The organism is Micromonospora sp. NPDC047670 (genome assembly GCF_043204915.1).
Classification (GTDB): Bacteria; Actinomycetota; Actinomycetes; order Mycobacteriales; family Micromonosporaceae; genus Micromonospora.
The window spans coordinates 214622-229394 of record NZ_JBIDDA010000002.1; the positions used below are offsets into that span (position 1 = coordinate 214622).

Genomic DNA, 14773 nt, shown 5'->3' on the forward strand with positions numbered 1-14773 from the left:
AGGTCGGGGCTGTCCCGCCGACGGCTCCGGCGGGTCCCGCCGATGCTAACCAGCCCTCCAGGCCCCGGTAAGTTCCCACCCATGACCGACGCGACTCCCGACGCCGCCGCGACCCGGCTGCGCCGTTCCCCCCTGCACGAGCGGCACACCGCTGCGGGCGCCAAGTTCGCCCCGTTCGGCGGCTGGGAGATGCCGCTGGAGTACGCCGGCGGCGGCGTGCTCAAGGAACACACCGCGGTGCGGAGCGGCGTCGGCGTCTTCGACGTCTCCCACCTCGGCAAGGCACGGGTGACCGGGCCGGGCGCGGCGGAGTTCGTCAACGCCTGCCTGAGCAACGACCTGCGCCGCATCGGGCCGGGCCGGGCGCAGTACACCCTCTGCTGCGACGAGGCCACCGGCGGCGTGGTGGACGACATCATCGCCTACCTGCACGCCGACGACCACGTCTTCCTCATCCCGAACGCGGCGAACACCGCCGAGGTGGTGCGCCGGCTCCGCGCCGCCGCGCCGGCGTCCGTCACGGTCACCGACGAGCACGAGGCGTACGCCGTCCTCGCCGTGCAGGGGCCGCGTTCGGCCGAGCTGCTCGGCGCGCTGGGCCTGCCGACCGAGCACGGCTACATGAGCTTCTCCACCGCGACCCTCGACACGGCCGCCGGCCCGGTCGAGCTGACCGTCTGCCGCACCGGCTACACCGGGGAGCTGGGCTTCGAGCTGGTGACGCCGGCGGAGCACGCGGTCGCGGTCTGGGACGCGCTGTTCGCCGCCGGCGAGCCGTTCGAGCTGCGTGCCTGCGGACTGGCCGCCCGGGACACGCTGCGCACCGAGATGGGCTACCCGCTGCACGGGCAGGACCTGTCGCTGGAGATCACCCCCGTGCAGGCCCGCTCCGGCTGGGCGGTCGGCTGGGACAAGGCGGCCTTCTGGGGCCGCGACGCGCTGCTCGCCGAGAAGGCCGCCGGCCCGAGGCGTACGCTGCGCGGCCTGGAGGCCGTCGACCGGGCGATCCCGCGCCCCGGCATGACCGTGCACGTCGGCGACACGCCGGTCGGCGCCGTCACCAGCGGGACGTTCTCCCCGACGCGGAAGCAGGGCATCGCCCTCGCCCTCCTCGACACCGCCGCCGGCCTCGCCGACGGCGACCTGGTCGAGGTCGACATCCGCGGCCGCCGCGCCCAGATGCGCGTCACCCGCCCGCCGTTCGTGACCCCCTCGGTGAAGTGACGCCGGGGCGGGTTCAGACGGGCGGCGGGGGGCGTTCGCCGGCGTCCAGGACGGCCTGCGTCCAGCCGCCCTCGATGACGCCGGTGCCGTCGAGCACCGCCCAGTCGACCACGTCCGCGGCCTCCACCACGACCGGGGAGCCGATGCGCACGGCGGGGTCGGTGTCGGCGTCGCTGGCGCTCGCGCCGACGATCCGCTCCGGCGCGTCCCACGACGTCACCCCCGCCCAGACGAACTCGGGGCCGTCGTCGCCGGGCAGTCCGTACTTGACGACGAGCTGCGTCTCGGGCGGGAGCTGACCGGCCAGGAAGCGGGCCCGGATGTCGCCCAGCCCGGCGCGCGCGGTGGCGATCGCCTTGCTCATCGCGTCGCCCGGGCGGGCGTAGCGCACATCCGGCTGGATCCCGGCGAAGAGGGTGGCGCAGGCCGCGGCGTAGTAGCGGCCGTCCGGCCCCGGGTGCCCCGCCGGCGGGCGCAGGCTGAGGAACGAGTCGGCGTCCGGGTCGGTGGCCGGGTCCAGTTCCAGGCGCAGCAGCACCGGCGCGGTCGCCCCGTGCTGTTCCGGATTGCCGTACGCCACCGCGATGTCGTGCCCGGTCACCGTGGCCAACACCGGTAGCTGCACGAACGCGGGCACCTCCTCACCGGCGAGCCCGTCGGTCCAGTCCCGCAGCAGCCGTCGGGCCGCACCGGTCATCACCGCCCCCCAGGCCCGGGTCAGGTGGTCCGGCACGCCCTGGGTCTGCAACTCCAGCAGCCCGAAGCGGCGCAGCCCCTTCGTGGTGAACCAGAGCCCCTCGGCGTCGGAGGAGTAGGGCACCAGCACCCAGTCGACCAGCCGGATGCGCCCCTGCTCGTCCGGCAGCGAACGCAGCGCCGTCGCCGGGTCGAGGAACTGCAACCCGAAGACGTCCACCACGTCGCCGTCGACGGACTCGGCGACAGCCGCGGCCACCGCCCGCGCCGCCCACTCGTGCGCCGGCGGCCAGCCGGGCCGGTACTCCGCCTGCACCACCACCAGGTGGCTCGCGGCGGCCAGCCGGGCGAGCTGCGCCTCGGTGGCGCCGAAGGCGGTGAGCAGGTCCGGCGGCAGCGCGGGGAACTCGCCGATCGGCCGGGTGTCCACCGTCATCAGGGGGCTGTCCAGCATCTGCCGGGCCAGCCCGTGCACCGGCTCGGCGAGCCGGCCGCTGAGCCGCTGCACGGCCGTCTTCGCGCTCACCTTCGGCAGCCCCGTCATGGGCACCAGGTAGGTCGCGCTCAGCGACTCCGGGACCGGTACGGGCAGGAAGTCGTCCGTGATGAGCATGTCGTCCCCCGGTTGGCCGCGCCGGTGCTGTCGTGGGAGAACGCTACCCGCCGCGGCGTGCCCCGTTCAGCCGGACAGCACCAGTCCCAGGTAGACCAGCGTGGTGACCACCTCCACGGTCGCGCCGAGCACGTCGCCGGTGACGCCGCCGAGCCGGCGTACCACGTGCCGCAGCAGCCCCACCGCGACGGCGAGGGCGGCGGCGACGGCGAGCGGCCCCTGCCACGGGCGGCCCGGCACGGCGGCGACCGCCGCCAGCGCCACGGCGACCGTCCCGGCGACCAGCGCGACCGGGCCGACGGTGCCGGCGACCAGCGCGCCGAGTCCCTCCGGGCGGGCCGCCGGCACCCCGCGCCGGCAGGCCACCGCCACCCCGAGCCGGCCCGCGGCGGTCGCGGCCACCACCGCCGCGAGCGCCGCCGGCCACGACCGCCCGGCCAGCTCCGCGAGGGCCGCCGTCTGCACCAGCAGTACGACCACCAGCGCGGCCACCCCGAAGGGGCCCACGTCCGGCTTCTTCATGATCTCCAGCGCGGCCGCCCCCCGCCGGTACGACCCCAGCGCGTCCACGGTGTCGGCCAGCCCGTCGAGATGCAGCCCGCGGGTGAGCAGCGCCCCGGCGCCGACGGTCACGGCCGCCGCGACGAGCGGGGGCGCGAGCGCGCCGGGAAGCAGCAGGATCGCGGCGAGGACGACGCCGAGCAGCGCGCCGACCGCCGGGGCGAGCGCCATCGCCGTCCCCGCCACCGCCCGGTCGATGCGCCCGGCGCGCACCGGCAGGGTGGTGAAGGTGGTCAGCGCCAGGCGCGCCCCGTCGGAGAACCGCGACTCAGCCGGCACGCCGGCCGGACGGGTCCACGGGCTCCGCCGCCGGTTCGGTGCTGGTCGGCCCGGGGCCGGCCGGCTCCGGCTCGCGGAAGTCGGGCTCGTCGGTGTCGTCGCCCGGCTCCGGCTCGTCGCCCTCCTCGTCGTCGCCGGGCGCCGGACGGGTCGGCAGCGCGGCGGCCAGCGCCAGCACCGACCGCAGCAGCGGCAGCGCGGCCAGCGCGTTCGCGCCCTCGCCCAGGTCGAGCCGCACGTCGAGCAGCGGGGTCAGGCCGAGCACGTCGGCGGCCAGCCGGACGGCGGGATCACCGCGGTGGTCGGCCAGCAGGCACCAGTGCCGGGCCTGCCCGGCCAGGTCGCGGCTGACCATGGCGGCGGCCACGCCGACCGGCCCGTCCAGCATGACCGGCAGCCGGCGGGCGGTCGCGCCCAGCAGGACACCGGTGGCCACGGCGACGTCCCCGCCGCCCAGCTCGGCCAGCACGTCCTTGGCGCCGCGCGGCGAGCGCCGGGTCCGGTGCAGCGCGTCCCGCACGGCGGCGCACCGCCGCATCCAGGCCGCGTCGTCGATCTCGCCCGAGCCGGTGACCACGCGCCCCAGCACCGCGGGGGTCTCGGCGCCGGCCGTCGCCGCCAGCACCGCCGCCGCGGCGGCCTCGGTGCCGGCGCCGCACGCCCCCAGCACCAGCAGGTGTACGCCCGCGTCGGCGGCCTCCTCGGCGAGCCGCCAGCCGTGCCGCAGGGCCTCCTCGACCTGCTGGCCGGTCAGGGTCGGCTCGTCCTCCATCGGCGCGGACGCGGGGGTCTCCACGACCTGCACGTCGGCGCCGTTCTCGGCGGCCAGCCGGGCCAGCACCCCCTTGCCGGCGCGGGCCTGCCGGGCCCGGCGTGCCGACTCCCCGTCGACGGTGCCGGCGGCGGCGCCGCCGAGGTGGTCGCCGTGCAGCAGCAACACGCGTACGGAGCCCCACGGGGCGGGCGTGGCGGTGCCCTGGGTGGCGGCGGCGAAGCCGACCACCCGTTCCAGCGCCCCCAGCCCCGCCCCGGGCACGTCCAGCGTGGCGAGCCGCTCGATCGCCTGTGGGCCGGCGTACTCGTCGGGCATGGGCAGTTCCATCCCGGGCTGGATGACGAGGCCGGTGGCGACCATCGGCAGCGCCATGGTCGGCGCGGCCCACGCGGTGCCGGCGGGCTCGGCCGGCACGCCGGCGGGTACGCCCGGAGCGGGCTCCGGCACGACCGCCGGCCCACCGGTCGTGGCGGCGGCCGCCGCACCCGTCGGGCCGGTGGCCGGTCGAGCCGTCGAGGTGACCGGTGCCGGGCCGGCCTGGGCCGGCACGACGCCCGGCTGCGCCGCGCCCGGCTTCAGCCAGGCCGCCTGGCCGGCGACCACCAGCACCACCGCGTCGCAGGCGTCGGCGACCGCCCGGTTGGCCGCGCCGAGCGCGTCGGTGAACGCCCTGCCCAGCGGGGTGGTCGGCACCAGGGACAGCCCGACCTCGGGGCTGACCAGCACCAGCCGGGCCGTGCAGGCGCGCACCGCCGCCGCCAGCTCGGCGATGGTGGCGGTGTCGTCGGCCGGCTGGTGGGCGGGGTCCAGCAGCACCGTCACCCAGCCGCCGAGGTCGTCGACGAGCAGCGTCTCGTTCGGGCCGGCGGAGGCGATCACGTCCGCCAGGCGGCGCGGGTCGGCCGCGGTCTCCTCGGTGGTCCAGGTCTCCGGTCGACGGGCGCGGTGCGCCGCCAGCCGGGCCGCCCATTCCGCGTCGTCGGCGGGCGCGTCGGCGGCGGTGGCCACGTAGCGGACCGTCGGCGCGTCGGCGACCAGGGACTCGGCGAACTCCGACTTCCCGGACCGGATGCCGCCGAGCACCAGGACCGTGTTCCACCCGTCAACGGACATGCCCGTACTTTAGAGCCAGCGCCCGGGGCGCGGCCCCCGGAGGTACGGAGAGCGGGCGGTCGTCGGCGATCGAGCGGACGGTCATCGGGCGGACGGTCCTCAGCGGGCGAGCGGGTCCGAGCGGCCGGTCAGCAGCCGCAGGCCGGCCCAGACCGACCAGGCGGCGAAGGACGGCACCAGGGCGAGCAGCGACAGCGCGCTGATCAGGAGGCTGAGCCACCGCAGATCCGGCGCGAGCATGCCGAGGTGCAGGCCGACGGGCACGCCGACCAGACCGGTGCCCGCCGCCGCGGCGAGGGCGCCGAGCGCGGCGGGGCCCCGCCCCCGGACGAGTGCCTCCACGCCGGTGTGCAGCAGCCAGAGCCCCGGGGCGAGGCCCGCGACGAGCGCGACCGCGACGACCGACGGGCCGTCGGCTCCCGCGGCGCCGACGCCGGTGGCCAGCACGCCGGCGGCCACCGGGCCGGTGCCGGCGAAGAGGGTGACCAGGGCCGCGAGCAGGTGCCGCCGGGCTCCGCCGCCGCGTCGCCGGGCCCGGTGGAAGGACCTCGCCGCGACGGCCGGCAGCATGCCGAACGGGGCGAGCAGGAACAGGAACTCGGCGGCGTCCTCGCCGATCAGCGGGGTCAGGCAGAGCGCGGAGACCATGGTCACCATGACCCCGATCAGCCCGGCCCCGGCGAACGCGGAGACCGGCCGGCTCAGCGGCGCGTGCGCCGGTCGGGCGCCGAGGCGCTGTTGCCAGGCCAGGAGCGGCAGCTTGACCAGCGTGTCGACGGCGTAGCGGAAGCGCAGCGGCGTCGGCACGTCGAGCAGCACGGCGAGGGCCTCCTCGCGCCAGCGGGCCCGGCCGTCGCGTGGCAGCAGGACCGAGGCGACGGCCAGCACGCCGGCCAGGAACCGGGTCGTCAGCTCGCGCACGGCACGCTCCCGACGGCTCCCGACGGACCGGCCGGACGGCGTCGGCCGCGGGCCCGTTGCCGCGCGTCGACCTCGGCCAGCGCCGTGCGTGCCTGGGCGGTCCCGTCGTCGGTCAGCCGGTAGTAGCGGCGGCGGGGGCGGCCCTCGGCGTGCCGGTCGATCTGCTCCCACCGGCTGGCGACCCATGCGGCCGCTTCGAGCCGGGCCATGATCGGGTAGATCGTCCCGGGCGGGAGCCCGGTCGCCTCGACGATGTCCAACCCGTAGCGCTCCCGGCCGGGATCGGAGAGCAGGGCGCGCAGCACGAGCTGCACCTGCAGGGTGAGCCTCATGCTCGTACTCTATATAGGGTCGACCGGTCCCACCACCCCCGTCCGCCCGGTGGCGCGGCGGACGGGGGCGTGCCGTGCTCAGTCGCAGTGCTCGAAGCCGCTGCCGTAGCTGGCCCCGCCGGTCGACCCGCCCCACTTCACGCAGACCCCGGCGGCCTTGGCCCGCACGGGCCCGGCGTAGTACGAGAACGTCCCGCTGTCGGTGCTGCGCGCCCGCCCCTGCACCTCCAGCCACGCCGAGGCGGACGTGGCCGTGCCCACCGCCGACTCCTTCATCGTCACCACGCAGTTGGTGCCGGTGCCGGCGTGGTAGAGCAGGTAGACCCGGCCCTTGCGGACGCCGGAGGCGGTCAGCGAGGCCGAGTCGACCACCTTGTACCCGCTGCCGCACGCCTCGACCGGGGTGTACGGGTTCGGCTTCGAGGGCTGACCGGTCGTCGGGGTGGCGGCGGGCCGACCCGACGAGGTGACCGTCGGCTCGCCGCCGGTCGTCGGGGCGGGGGAGCCGCCGGCCGACGAGGACGCCGTGGGCGGCGGGGTCGCCGACCGGACGGCGCCCGGCGAGGGCTCGACCCGCAGCCGCCCCGTGCCGTCGTCGCCCTGCGCCCCGGGCGTCTCCGCCGCCGCGGATCCGCCGGTCAGCGCCGTCGGCACGTCTCCGCCGGCCGGGTCCCCGCCGGAGAAGAGGGCCGTCGCCCCCACCACCCCGGCCAGCACCACGAACACGGTGGCCGCCGCGCCGACCAGCGCGGCCCGGCGCCGCCGCGGTGGCGGCGGCGGCCCGACCCGGTCCTCCCAGGTCGACGGGACCCTGCCCCACGTGTCGCCCCCGGTCGGGGGGTGGCCCGGGTGGCCCGGGTGGCCCGACGGCGCGCCCTGCGGCGGTGGGGCGGTCGCCGGCCCGAACGGGCCGGGCGACAGCGGGACGGCGGCCTGGACCGGCGTGCCGATGCCGGGGAAGTGCGGGCCGACGGGCGGGAAGTGCGCGCCGGCGGGCGGGAACTGCGGGCCGGCGGGCGGGATCGACGCGCCGGCGGGCGGGAACTGCGGGTGCCCGGCCGGCGTACCGCCGAGGGTGCCGAACACCGGCGCGGGCCCGGCGAAGGCGGGCGGCGGCGCGGCCGGCACCTGCCCGGCGGGAGCGTCGCCACCGGCGCCGGGGAGGGGCGTGCCGCCCGGGTCGGTCACCGCACCCACGAGGGACGCGAGCGTGCCCGGGGCCGGGCCGGCGACGGCCCACGGCGGGCGGGCGGAGGTCGGGACCACGGCCAGGGTGGCGTCGCGCGCCTCGACCGCGGCGTCGGCGAGCGCCGCCGCGTCCGGAAACCGGTCGGCGGGGCGCTTCGCCATCGCCCGCTCCACCAGCGCGGCCACCGGCGGCGGGGTGCCGGGCGGCAGCGGCGGCGGCTCCTCCTGGACGTGGCGCAGCGCCACCTGGAGCGGGTTGTCGCCGTCGAACGGCGGCTGCCCCGCCAGGCAGAAGTACGCCACCGCGCCGAGCGCGTAGATGTCCGTCGCCGCGGAGACCGGCTGGTTCGCGGCCTGCTCGGGGGACATGTACGAGGCGGTGCCGAGCATCATGTTGGCGGCGGTGATGCCCGCCGTGGTGCCCGAACGGGCGATGCCGAAGTCGACCAGCACCACCCGGCCGTCGGACTTCACCAGCAGGTTGCCGGGCTTCACGTCCCGGTGCACGATGCCGGCGAGGTGGGCGGTGTGCAGCGCCGAGGCGGCCTGCGCCACGACGGACATGGTCGACGCCGGGTCGAGCCGCCCCGCGCGCCGCAGCCAGGAGCTCAGCGGCTGGCCGTCGACGTACTCCATCACCAGGTAGTCGACCTGGCTGCCGTCGGCGAGGGTGGACCGGCCGACGTCGTGCACCGCGACCACGCCCGGGTGACGCAGCGCCGCGAGCATCCGTGCCTCGGCCCGGAACCGGACCGTGAACTCGGGATCCGCGGTCAGCGCCGGCAGCAGCACCTTCACCGCCACCTCGCGCTCCAGCATGAGGTCGGTGCACCGCCAGACCGCGCCCATGCCGCCGGTCGCCACCCGTTCGCCCAGCCGGTAGCGCTGGCTGAGCACCACTCCTTGAGTCAGCACCGGGCCACGGTACCGGCCCGCCACCTCGCAACGATCAACGCGTCGGCCCGGTCCGCAAGGCGAGCGTCGCGCCCGCACCGGCGCGGCCGACTACGCTGGCGGGGGTTCGTCCCACGGGACATCAGCGGCGAGGGGAGACGCGGCATGGCGTGGAGCTGGCGGTACGAGGGCACGAACGGCGAGTCGGTAGAGGGGCCGGCGGAGTCGTTCGGCAGCCAGGCGGACGCCGAGTCCTGGATCGGCCAGACCTGGCGCGAGCTCGCGGCGTCCGGCGTCACCTCGGTCGCGCTCGTCGAGGACGACCGGGTGGAATACCGGATGAGCCTGCTGCCCCCGGCGGAGTGATGGCCGGCGACCGCCCGGGGGGCGAGCCGCTGGTGCTCGGCGTGCCCCGGGCGGCCTTCCGGCCCAGCCCGGTCTTCCTCGCCCTGCTCGCGCTCTTCGTGACCAGCGGCGTGCTGACCTGGAACGGGTTCGGCAACGTCCGGCTCGACGTGTTCCTCTTCGTCGTCTCCGGGTGGCTGGTGTCGCTCTGCCTGCACGAGTACGCCCACGCGATCGTGGCGTTCCGCTCCGGCGACCGCAGCGTGGCCCACCGCGGCTACCTGACGCTGAACCCGCTGAAGTACAGCCACCCGCTGCTGTCGATCGCGCTGCCGGTGCTCGTGGTGCTGCTCGGCGGCATCGGCCTGCCCGGCGGGGCGGTCTGGGTGGACCGGCACGCCATCCCCGGGCGGCTGCGGCACACGCTGGTCAGCCTCGCCGGCCCGGCCACCAACGTGCTGTTCACGCTGCTCCTGGTGGCCGCCGTACGCCTCGGCGCGGCCGGCGGCGGGCCGGTCGAGTTCTGGGCGGGTGTGGCGCTGCTGGCGTTCCTCCAGCTCACCGCCAGTGTGCTCAACCTGCTCCCGGTGCCCGGCCTCGACGGCGGCAACATGATCCAGCCGTGGCTGAACCCGCAGTGGCGCAGGATGTACGACCTGTTCGCCCCGTTCGGCTTCATCCTGCTGTTCGCGCTGCTGTGGAACCCGCGGCTCAGCGACTGGTTCTTCGGCGCGGTCTTCGCCGTGGGTGACTTCCTCGGCCTGCCGCCGTGGCTCTACGCCCTCGGCCTGGACCTGATCCGCTTCTGGCAGGGCTGACCGGAGCCCCCGCCCCGGTGCCGCTCCCTGGTGCCACCCGTCCCGTCCGGCGGCCCGTCCGTGGTACCACCGTCCCGCCCGTACCGCCGCTGCCGGCCCCGCGGCCGCTGGTGCTGCCCGGCCCGGCCGGTCCCGTCGCGGGGCCGGCCGGGCCGGGGCGGGTCACGGACGCTCGGCGGGGGACTCGGTCCGGGCCGGGTCGCGCTCGACGATCGGGTCGATGATCTCGTCGATCGCCTTGAGCAGGCCGGCGTCGAGCTTCACGCCGGCGGCCTTGACGTTGTCGTGCACCTGCTCGGGGCGGGACGCGCCGACGATCGCCGAGGAGACGTTCGGGTTCTGCAGCACCCAGGCGATGGCGAGCTGCGCCATGCTCAGGCCGGCCTGCTCCGCCAGCGGCTTGAGCCGCTGCACGCGCGTCAGCACGTCGTCGGTCATGAACTTGGCGATGAAGCCCGCGCCCGACTTCTCGTCGGTGGCGCGGGAACCGGCCGGCGGCGGCTGGCCCGGCAGGTACTTGCCGGAGAGCACGCCCTGCGCGATCGGCGACCAGACGATCTGCCCGACGCCCAGCTCCTCGCTGGTGGGGACGACCTCGGACTCGATGACCCGCCACAGCATCGAGTACTGCGGCTGGTTCGAGACGAGCGGGATGCGCAGCTCCCGGGCGAGCTGGTGGGCCTCGCGGATCTGCGACGCCTTCCACTCGGAGACGCCGATGTAGAGCGCCTTGCCGGAGTGCACGACGTCGGCGAACGCCTCCATCGTCTCCTCCAGCGGCGTGCTGTAGTCGTACCGGTGGGCCTGGTAGAGGTCCACGTAGTCGGTGCGCAGCCGGCGCAGCGAGCCGTTGATCGACTCCATGATGTGCTTACGGGACAGGCCCCGGTCGTTGCGGCCCGGTCCCGTGGGCCAGTACACCTTGGTGAAGATCTCCAGCCCCTCGCGCCGCTCGCTGGACAGCGCGCGACCCAACACGTCCTCGGCGCGGGTGCCCGCGTACACGTCGGCCGTGTCGAAGGTGGTGATGCCGGCGTCCAGGGCGGCCCGGACGCAGGCGAACGCCGCGTCCTCCTCGACCTGCGAGCCGTGGGTGATCCAGTTGCCGTACGAGATCTCGCTGACCATCAGGCCGGAACGGCCCAGGTGACGGAATTCCATGCTCCCGACCCTACTCCTGCCGATCATGAGCGGCCGGGGACGCGGCTCAGAGCACCGGGTGGGTGTCGACGAGCAGCCGCTCGATCTCGGCGACCACCTCGTCGCGGTCGCGGTGCACCGGCTCGATCAGCGGCTGGCCCCGCCGGTCGAGCGCCCCCCAGTGGCCGGTGCCGTCGTCGACCAGGAACGCGACCGGGTGGATGACCAGCGCGGGGTGGGTGGGCGGCACCAGCACCTTCCCGGTCCGGTCCACCACGCCCCGCCGGCCGGCCACGTCCACGACCGCCAGCCCCTCGTCGGTGAACCCGTCGACGTAGCGGCCGTCGGCCAGGACGGTGGTGAAACCGTGGTAGCGGGTGGGCACCACGATGCGGCCGTTGCGGTCGACCGCCCCCCAGCCCTCCCGGCGGACCACGGCCACGCCGCGGTGGAACGGGCGTACGTCCGCGAAGCCGTGCGGCACGACCACCTCGCCAACGGTGTCGATGGCCACCCAACCGGAGGCGCCGTCCGACACCCAGGCCAGCCCGTCGGCGAACGGGCGGACCACCGGGTACGACGGTCCGAGCACGGTGGCGCCGGTGAGGTCCACCAGCGACCACCGCTCCGTCTCCGGCCGTCGCACCCAGGCCAGCCCCTCGCGGAACGACTGCGCCTCGGCGTACTCGGCCGCGACGACCATGTCGCCGTCCGGGTCGGCGAAACCCCACAGGTCGCCGTCGCGTGCCGGCACCGGGGGCCGGTCACGCTCCAACACCTCGTCCCGGCTCCGGGGGTACGGCCCGAAGCCCGTTCGCGCGACCCGCTCCGCGACCGCGTCCAGGCTCAGCCGGATCCGCGCCTGGAGCTCGGGGTCCCCGTCGCCACGCAGGTCGAGGGCCCGCTCGAAGTGGTGGCACGCCTCCATCAGCCGGCCCTGGTCGTAGCAGGACCGCCCCGCGTGCTCGTGCAGCGCCGCGCGCAGCCGGTCGGGCAGCTCGGTGGAGTTGGCCTCGGCGAAGAGCCGGTCGGCCTCCGCGAACTCGCCGCGCCAACGCAGTACGTGCGCCAGCCGCGCCTGGGCGACCGCCGTGCGCCGCAACTCTCCGGTGGCCTCCGCGTAGGTGAGCGCGAGCCGCCCGTCGGCGAGAGCGTCGTCCAGCTCGCCGAGCAGCCGGGAGACCACCGCCCGCAGGCTCAGCAGCCGGGCGCGCGACCGGTTGTCGATCGCCGCACCCAGCTTCTCGGTGAGACGCCGCCGGATCGTCCGGAACTCCTCCGGCTCCTCCACCACCTCGCGCAGGGTCTCCGGGTCGAGCTGCCAGCGGTAGCCCGCCAGGACCTGCTCCGGGTCAACCTGCGCCGCGCCCACCCGGTCGGCGTCCCGCGTCTCCGGCTCACGCGTCTCCGGGCCACGCGTCTCCGGCTCGCGCGTCTCCGGGTCACGCGCCTCCGGCCCACGCGTCTCCGGGCCACGTGCCTCGGGCTCACGCGTCTCCGGGCCCGGGCCGGGGTCACGGCCGGGGCCGCCCTGCTCCGGGGCGCGCGGCTCGCGTTGTGCCGTGGCCGTCGGCGGGATCTGTCCGACCGGCGACGCGGAGACGGCCGGCGCGGAGCCCGGCTGCGCCGGGGCAGCCGGCGCGTGCGGCTCGGACACGGCTCGTGCGGGCGGCGCCGGTGGTTCGGCGACGGGCGGTGCGGGTGGTGCGGACACCGGTTGTGCTGGCGGTGTGGTGCCGGTCGCTGCCGTTGGCCCGGTGACAGCCGGCGGGGAGACCGGCGGCACGGGTGGTGCCGACACCGGTTGTGCTGACGACGCGGTGTCGGACCATGCTGGTGGCGCGCTGACCGGCGGCGCGGGCACTGGTTGCGCCGGTGGCGCGCTGACGGGCGGTGCCGGTGGCGCGCTGACAGGTGGTGCCGGCGGCGCGGACACCGCCTGCCTCGGTGGCGAGAGGTCGTCGACGCCTGGTGGAACCATCGAGGTCTCGGAGGGCGACGCGGTGACCGGCTGAACCGCCAGTGCTGACGGGCCGCTCGTGGGCGCGGGAGCGGGCCGGACCGGCGGGGCGGACACCGGCTCGGCGGGCGCACCAGGTAGGGCAGACACGGCCTGTGCCGGTGGCCCGGAGACGGGTCCGACGGCCGGCGCGGCGACGGGCGTAGCCCCGACTCCCGGACGTTCCGCGGACGCGGGGGTGTGGTCCGCGTGTGGCGTGAACTCCGATCGGGCCGCCGGTGCGGCGGGGAAGGGCGGCGGAGCCGGAACGACGCTCCCGGGCGACGTGGGCGGCGCGGTTACGGCCTGGGCCGGGGCAGCAGGGGACGGCGTGGCCATGGCCTGTGCCGGTGGTGCGTCGGGTGGCGCGGTTACGGCCTGGGCCGGGGCAGCAGGGGACGGCGTGGCCATGGCCTGTGCCGGTGGTGCGTCGGGTGGCGCGGTTACGGCCTGGGCGGGGGCAGCAGCGGTCGGCGTGGCCGAGGGCCGCGCAGTGGGCTCAGAAGCGGGCGCGGACACGGGTCGGGCAGGTGGTCCGGACACCGGCTCTGCCGGGTCGCCGGTTGGTGCGGACGTCGGGCGCGGATCGGTCGCCTCGGGCGGAGTCTCATGGGTGTCGAAGCCGCGCGGCGACAGCCATGGTGTGCCACCGGCGGGTTCGACCGCCGTGCCGGTGTCGGTGTCGGTGTCGAGGGTGGGCGGGGTCGCCTCGCTCGTCTCCGAATCTTGCGGGACGGAGGCGTCCGGGACGGGTGCGGGCGCGGGCCGTACCGGGACCGCGGGCCCGGACTGGTCCGCCGGGAAATCGGCAGGGGCGGCCGGGGCGGGGGAGACGTGCTCCGTCACCGACCCGGCCGGAGGTGCCAGGGCAGGACGGGCGACGGGCGGCGCCGGCACCCGTTCGGCCGGCGGTGCCGATTCCGCCCGGGCGGCGGGTCGTGCCGTCTCCGGCGGGGTCGGGTGCAGCGGCTCCGCCGGGGCAGGCGGTGCCGAATCTGGCCGGGCGGTCGTTGGCGGTTCCGGCACGGTGGGTCGTGCCGTCTCCGGCGGGGTCGGGTGCACCGATTGCGCCGGGGTGGGCAACGCCGGCTCTGGCCGGGCGGGCGCTGGGGCATCCGACGGGATGGGGAGCGCCACCGCCGGGGACACCGGCTCCGGAGGGCCGGTCGGTGTCGACTCCGGCCGGGCGGGCGGCGCCGACACGGGCCGGGCAGGAGGCGCGGAGACCGGACGGGGGACGGGTGGCCCGAAGACGGGGTGTGCCGGTGCGGCAACCAGGTGCGCATCCACCGGCTCCGCGGGCGCGGGGGCCGGGTCGACCGGGGGAACCAGGTCGACGGGTGCGGGCGCCGTGGCGGCCGGTTCGGATGGCGCCGTGGCGATCGGCTTGGCGGGTGCCGTGGAGTCCGGTTCGGCGGGTGCCGCGGCGGCCGGTCCGGCGGGCGGACCGGAAGCTGGCGAGACAGCCGGGGCCGCCGACGCCGGTGTCGCCGGTTCCGTCCCGGCCGGCGGTTGGACTCGGCCGTGGGTGGGCTCGGGCGACGTGAGGGCGTCCGGGGCGGGGCTCGGGGCCGGCGGGTCGACGGGTGACGTCGACGCGCCGCTCGGTGGCACGTCCGGTTGGGCAGCGGGACGGGCGACGGCCGACTCGGCTGGCGGCGGCACGGGCTTGGCGGGCCGGAACCAGGCGTCCGGGCCGCTGGGCGCGGGTGGCTCGGGCCGAGCCGAGACCGTCGGTGCCGGCGGGTCGCTCGGCGGTGGCGGGACGTACACCCTGGGCATGCCCGGCGCGATCGGCGATGGTGTCGACGCCTCCGACGGGACGGCGGCGGGGCTCGCCGCGCCCCGGCCTCCGGGCGGAAGGTGCGGTTCAGC

Annotated in this window: 11 protein-coding genes; 3 read left to right on the forward strand and 8 right to left on the reverse strand. The window is 76.9% G+C overall.

Features of this window, described 5'->3' with window-relative positions; genetic code table 11:
* Window positions 1-81: 81 nt before the first annotated feature.
* Window positions 82-1224 (forward strand): glycine cleavage system aminomethyltransferase GcvT, encoded by a 1143-nt coding sequence (gene gcvT / locus ACGF7U_RS05610; protein WP_393103293.1) that lies wholly within the window; start codon window positions 82-84, stop codon window positions 1222-1224.
* A gap of 13 nt (window positions 1225-1237) precedes the next feature.
* On the opposite strand, the gene ACGF7U_RS05615 is transcribed toward gcvT, so the two are convergent.
* The 6 genes from ACGF7U_RS05615 to ACGF7U_RS05640 form a co-directional block, all read right to left on the reverse strand.
* Complete coding sequence (locus ACGF7U_RS05615) at window positions 1238-2533, reverse strand: DUF2314 domain-containing protein (protein WP_393103295.1); 1296 nt, start codon at window positions 2531-2533, stop codon at window positions 1238-1240.
* Between the two features lie 66 nt (window positions 2534-2599).
* Window positions 2600-3373 carry an adenosylcobinamide-GDP ribazoletransferase gene (cobS, locus tag ACGF7U_RS05620; protein ID WP_393103297.1) on the reverse strand — a complete coding sequence of 258 codons (774 nt, stop codon included), beginning with the start codon at window positions 3371-3373 and terminating at the stop codon, window positions 2600-2602.
* A complete protein-coding gene (locus ACGF7U_RS05625) occupies window positions 3363-5261 on the reverse strand; it encodes a bifunctional adenosylcobinamide kinase/adenosylcobinamide-phosphate guanylyltransferase (protein WP_393103299.1) in 1899 nt (632 codons plus the stop codon). The genes cobS and ACGF7U_RS05625 overlap by 11 nt, the downstream gene beginning before the upstream one ends.
* Before the next feature lie 99 nt (window positions 5262-5360).
* Complete coding sequence (locus ACGF7U_RS05630; protein ID WP_393103301.1) at window positions 5361-6182, reverse strand: hypothetical protein; 822 nt, start codon at window positions 6180-6182, stop codon at window positions 5361-5363.
* Entirely contained in the window at window positions 6170-6514 is a 345-nt protein-coding gene (locus ACGF7U_RS05635; RefSeq protein WP_393103303.1) for a PadR family transcriptional regulator, read from the reverse strand. The genes ACGF7U_RS05630 and ACGF7U_RS05635 overlap by 13 nt, the downstream gene beginning before the upstream one ends.
* Window positions 6515-6592: 78 nt before the next feature.
* On the reverse strand, window positions 6593-8617 hold the full coding sequence (locus ACGF7U_RS05640) for a protein kinase (protein ID WP_393103305.1): 2025 nt from the start codon (window positions 8615-8617) through the stop codon (window positions 6593-6595).
* Window positions 8618-8761: 144 nt separating this feature from the next.
* On the opposite strand from ACGF7U_RS05640, the gene ACGF7U_RS05645 reads away from it, so the two are divergent.
* Together ACGF7U_RS05645 and ACGF7U_RS05650 are read left to right on the forward strand one after the other, a co-directional pair.
* A complete protein-coding gene (locus tag ACGF7U_RS05645) occupies window positions 8762-8962 on the forward strand; it encodes a hypothetical protein (protein ID WP_350707905.1) in 201 nt (66 codons plus the stop codon).
* Window positions 8962-9759 (forward strand): site-2 protease family protein, encoded by a 798-nt coding sequence (locus ACGF7U_RS05650; protein WP_393103307.1) that lies wholly within the window; start codon window positions 8962-8964, stop codon window positions 9757-9759. Before ACGF7U_RS05645 ends, ACGF7U_RS05650 begins: the two co-directional genes overlap by 1 nt.
* A gap of 162 nt (window positions 9760-9921) precedes the next feature.
* Here ACGF7U_RS05650 and ACGF7U_RS05655 read toward each other — a convergent pair whose 3' ends face one another.
* Together ACGF7U_RS05655 and ACGF7U_RS05660 are read right to left on the reverse strand one after the other, a co-directional pair.
* Window positions 9922-10920, reverse strand: a complete 999-nt coding sequence (locus ACGF7U_RS05655; protein ID WP_393103309.1) for an aldo/keto reductase family protein — start codon at window positions 10918-10920, stop codon at window positions 9922-9924.
* A 46-nt stretch (window positions 10921-10966) separates the two neighbouring features.
* Entirely contained in the window at window positions 10967-13309 is a 2343-nt protein-coding gene (locus ACGF7U_RS05660; protein WP_393103311.1) for a WG repeat-containing protein, read from the reverse strand.
* Window positions 13310-14773: the final 1464 nt, after the last annotated feature.

Excerpts from the sequence above, each read along its gene's own strand:
- ACGF7U_RS05645 (WP_350707905.1), top strand. The coding sequence starts at position 8,762 with ATGGCGTGGAGCTGGCGGTACGAGGGCACGAACGGCGAGTCGGTAGAG.
- ACGF7U_RS05635 (WP_393103303.1), bottom strand. The coding sequence starts at position 6,514 with ATGAGGCTCACCCTGCAGGTGCAGCTCGTGCTGCGCGCCCTGCTCTCC.
- ACGF7U_RS05660 (WP_393103311.1), bottom strand. The coding sequence starts at position 13,309 with ATGGCCACGCCGTCCCCTGCTGCCCCGGCCCAGGCCGTAACCGCGCCA.
- ACGF7U_RS05615 (WP_393103295.1), bottom strand. The coding sequence starts at position 2,533 with ATGCTCATCACGGACGACTTCCTGCCCGTACCGGTCCCGGAGTCGCTG.
- ACGF7U_RS05650 (WP_393103307.1), top strand. The coding sequence starts at position 8,962 with ATGGCCGGCGACCGCCCGGGGGGCGAGCCGCTGGTGCTCGGCGTGCCC.
- ACGF7U_RS05655 (WP_393103309.1), bottom strand. The coding sequence starts at position 10,920 with ATGGAATTCCGTCACCTGGGCCGTTCCGGCCTGATGGTCAGCGAGATC.
- ACGF7U_RS05625 (WP_393103299.1), bottom strand. The coding sequence starts at position 5,261 with ATGTCCGTTGACGGGTGGAACACGGTCCTGGTGCTCGGCGGCATCCGG.
- gcvT (WP_393103293.1), top strand. The coding sequence starts at position 82 with ATGACCGACGCGACTCCCGACGCCGCCGCGACCCGGCTGCGCCGTTCC.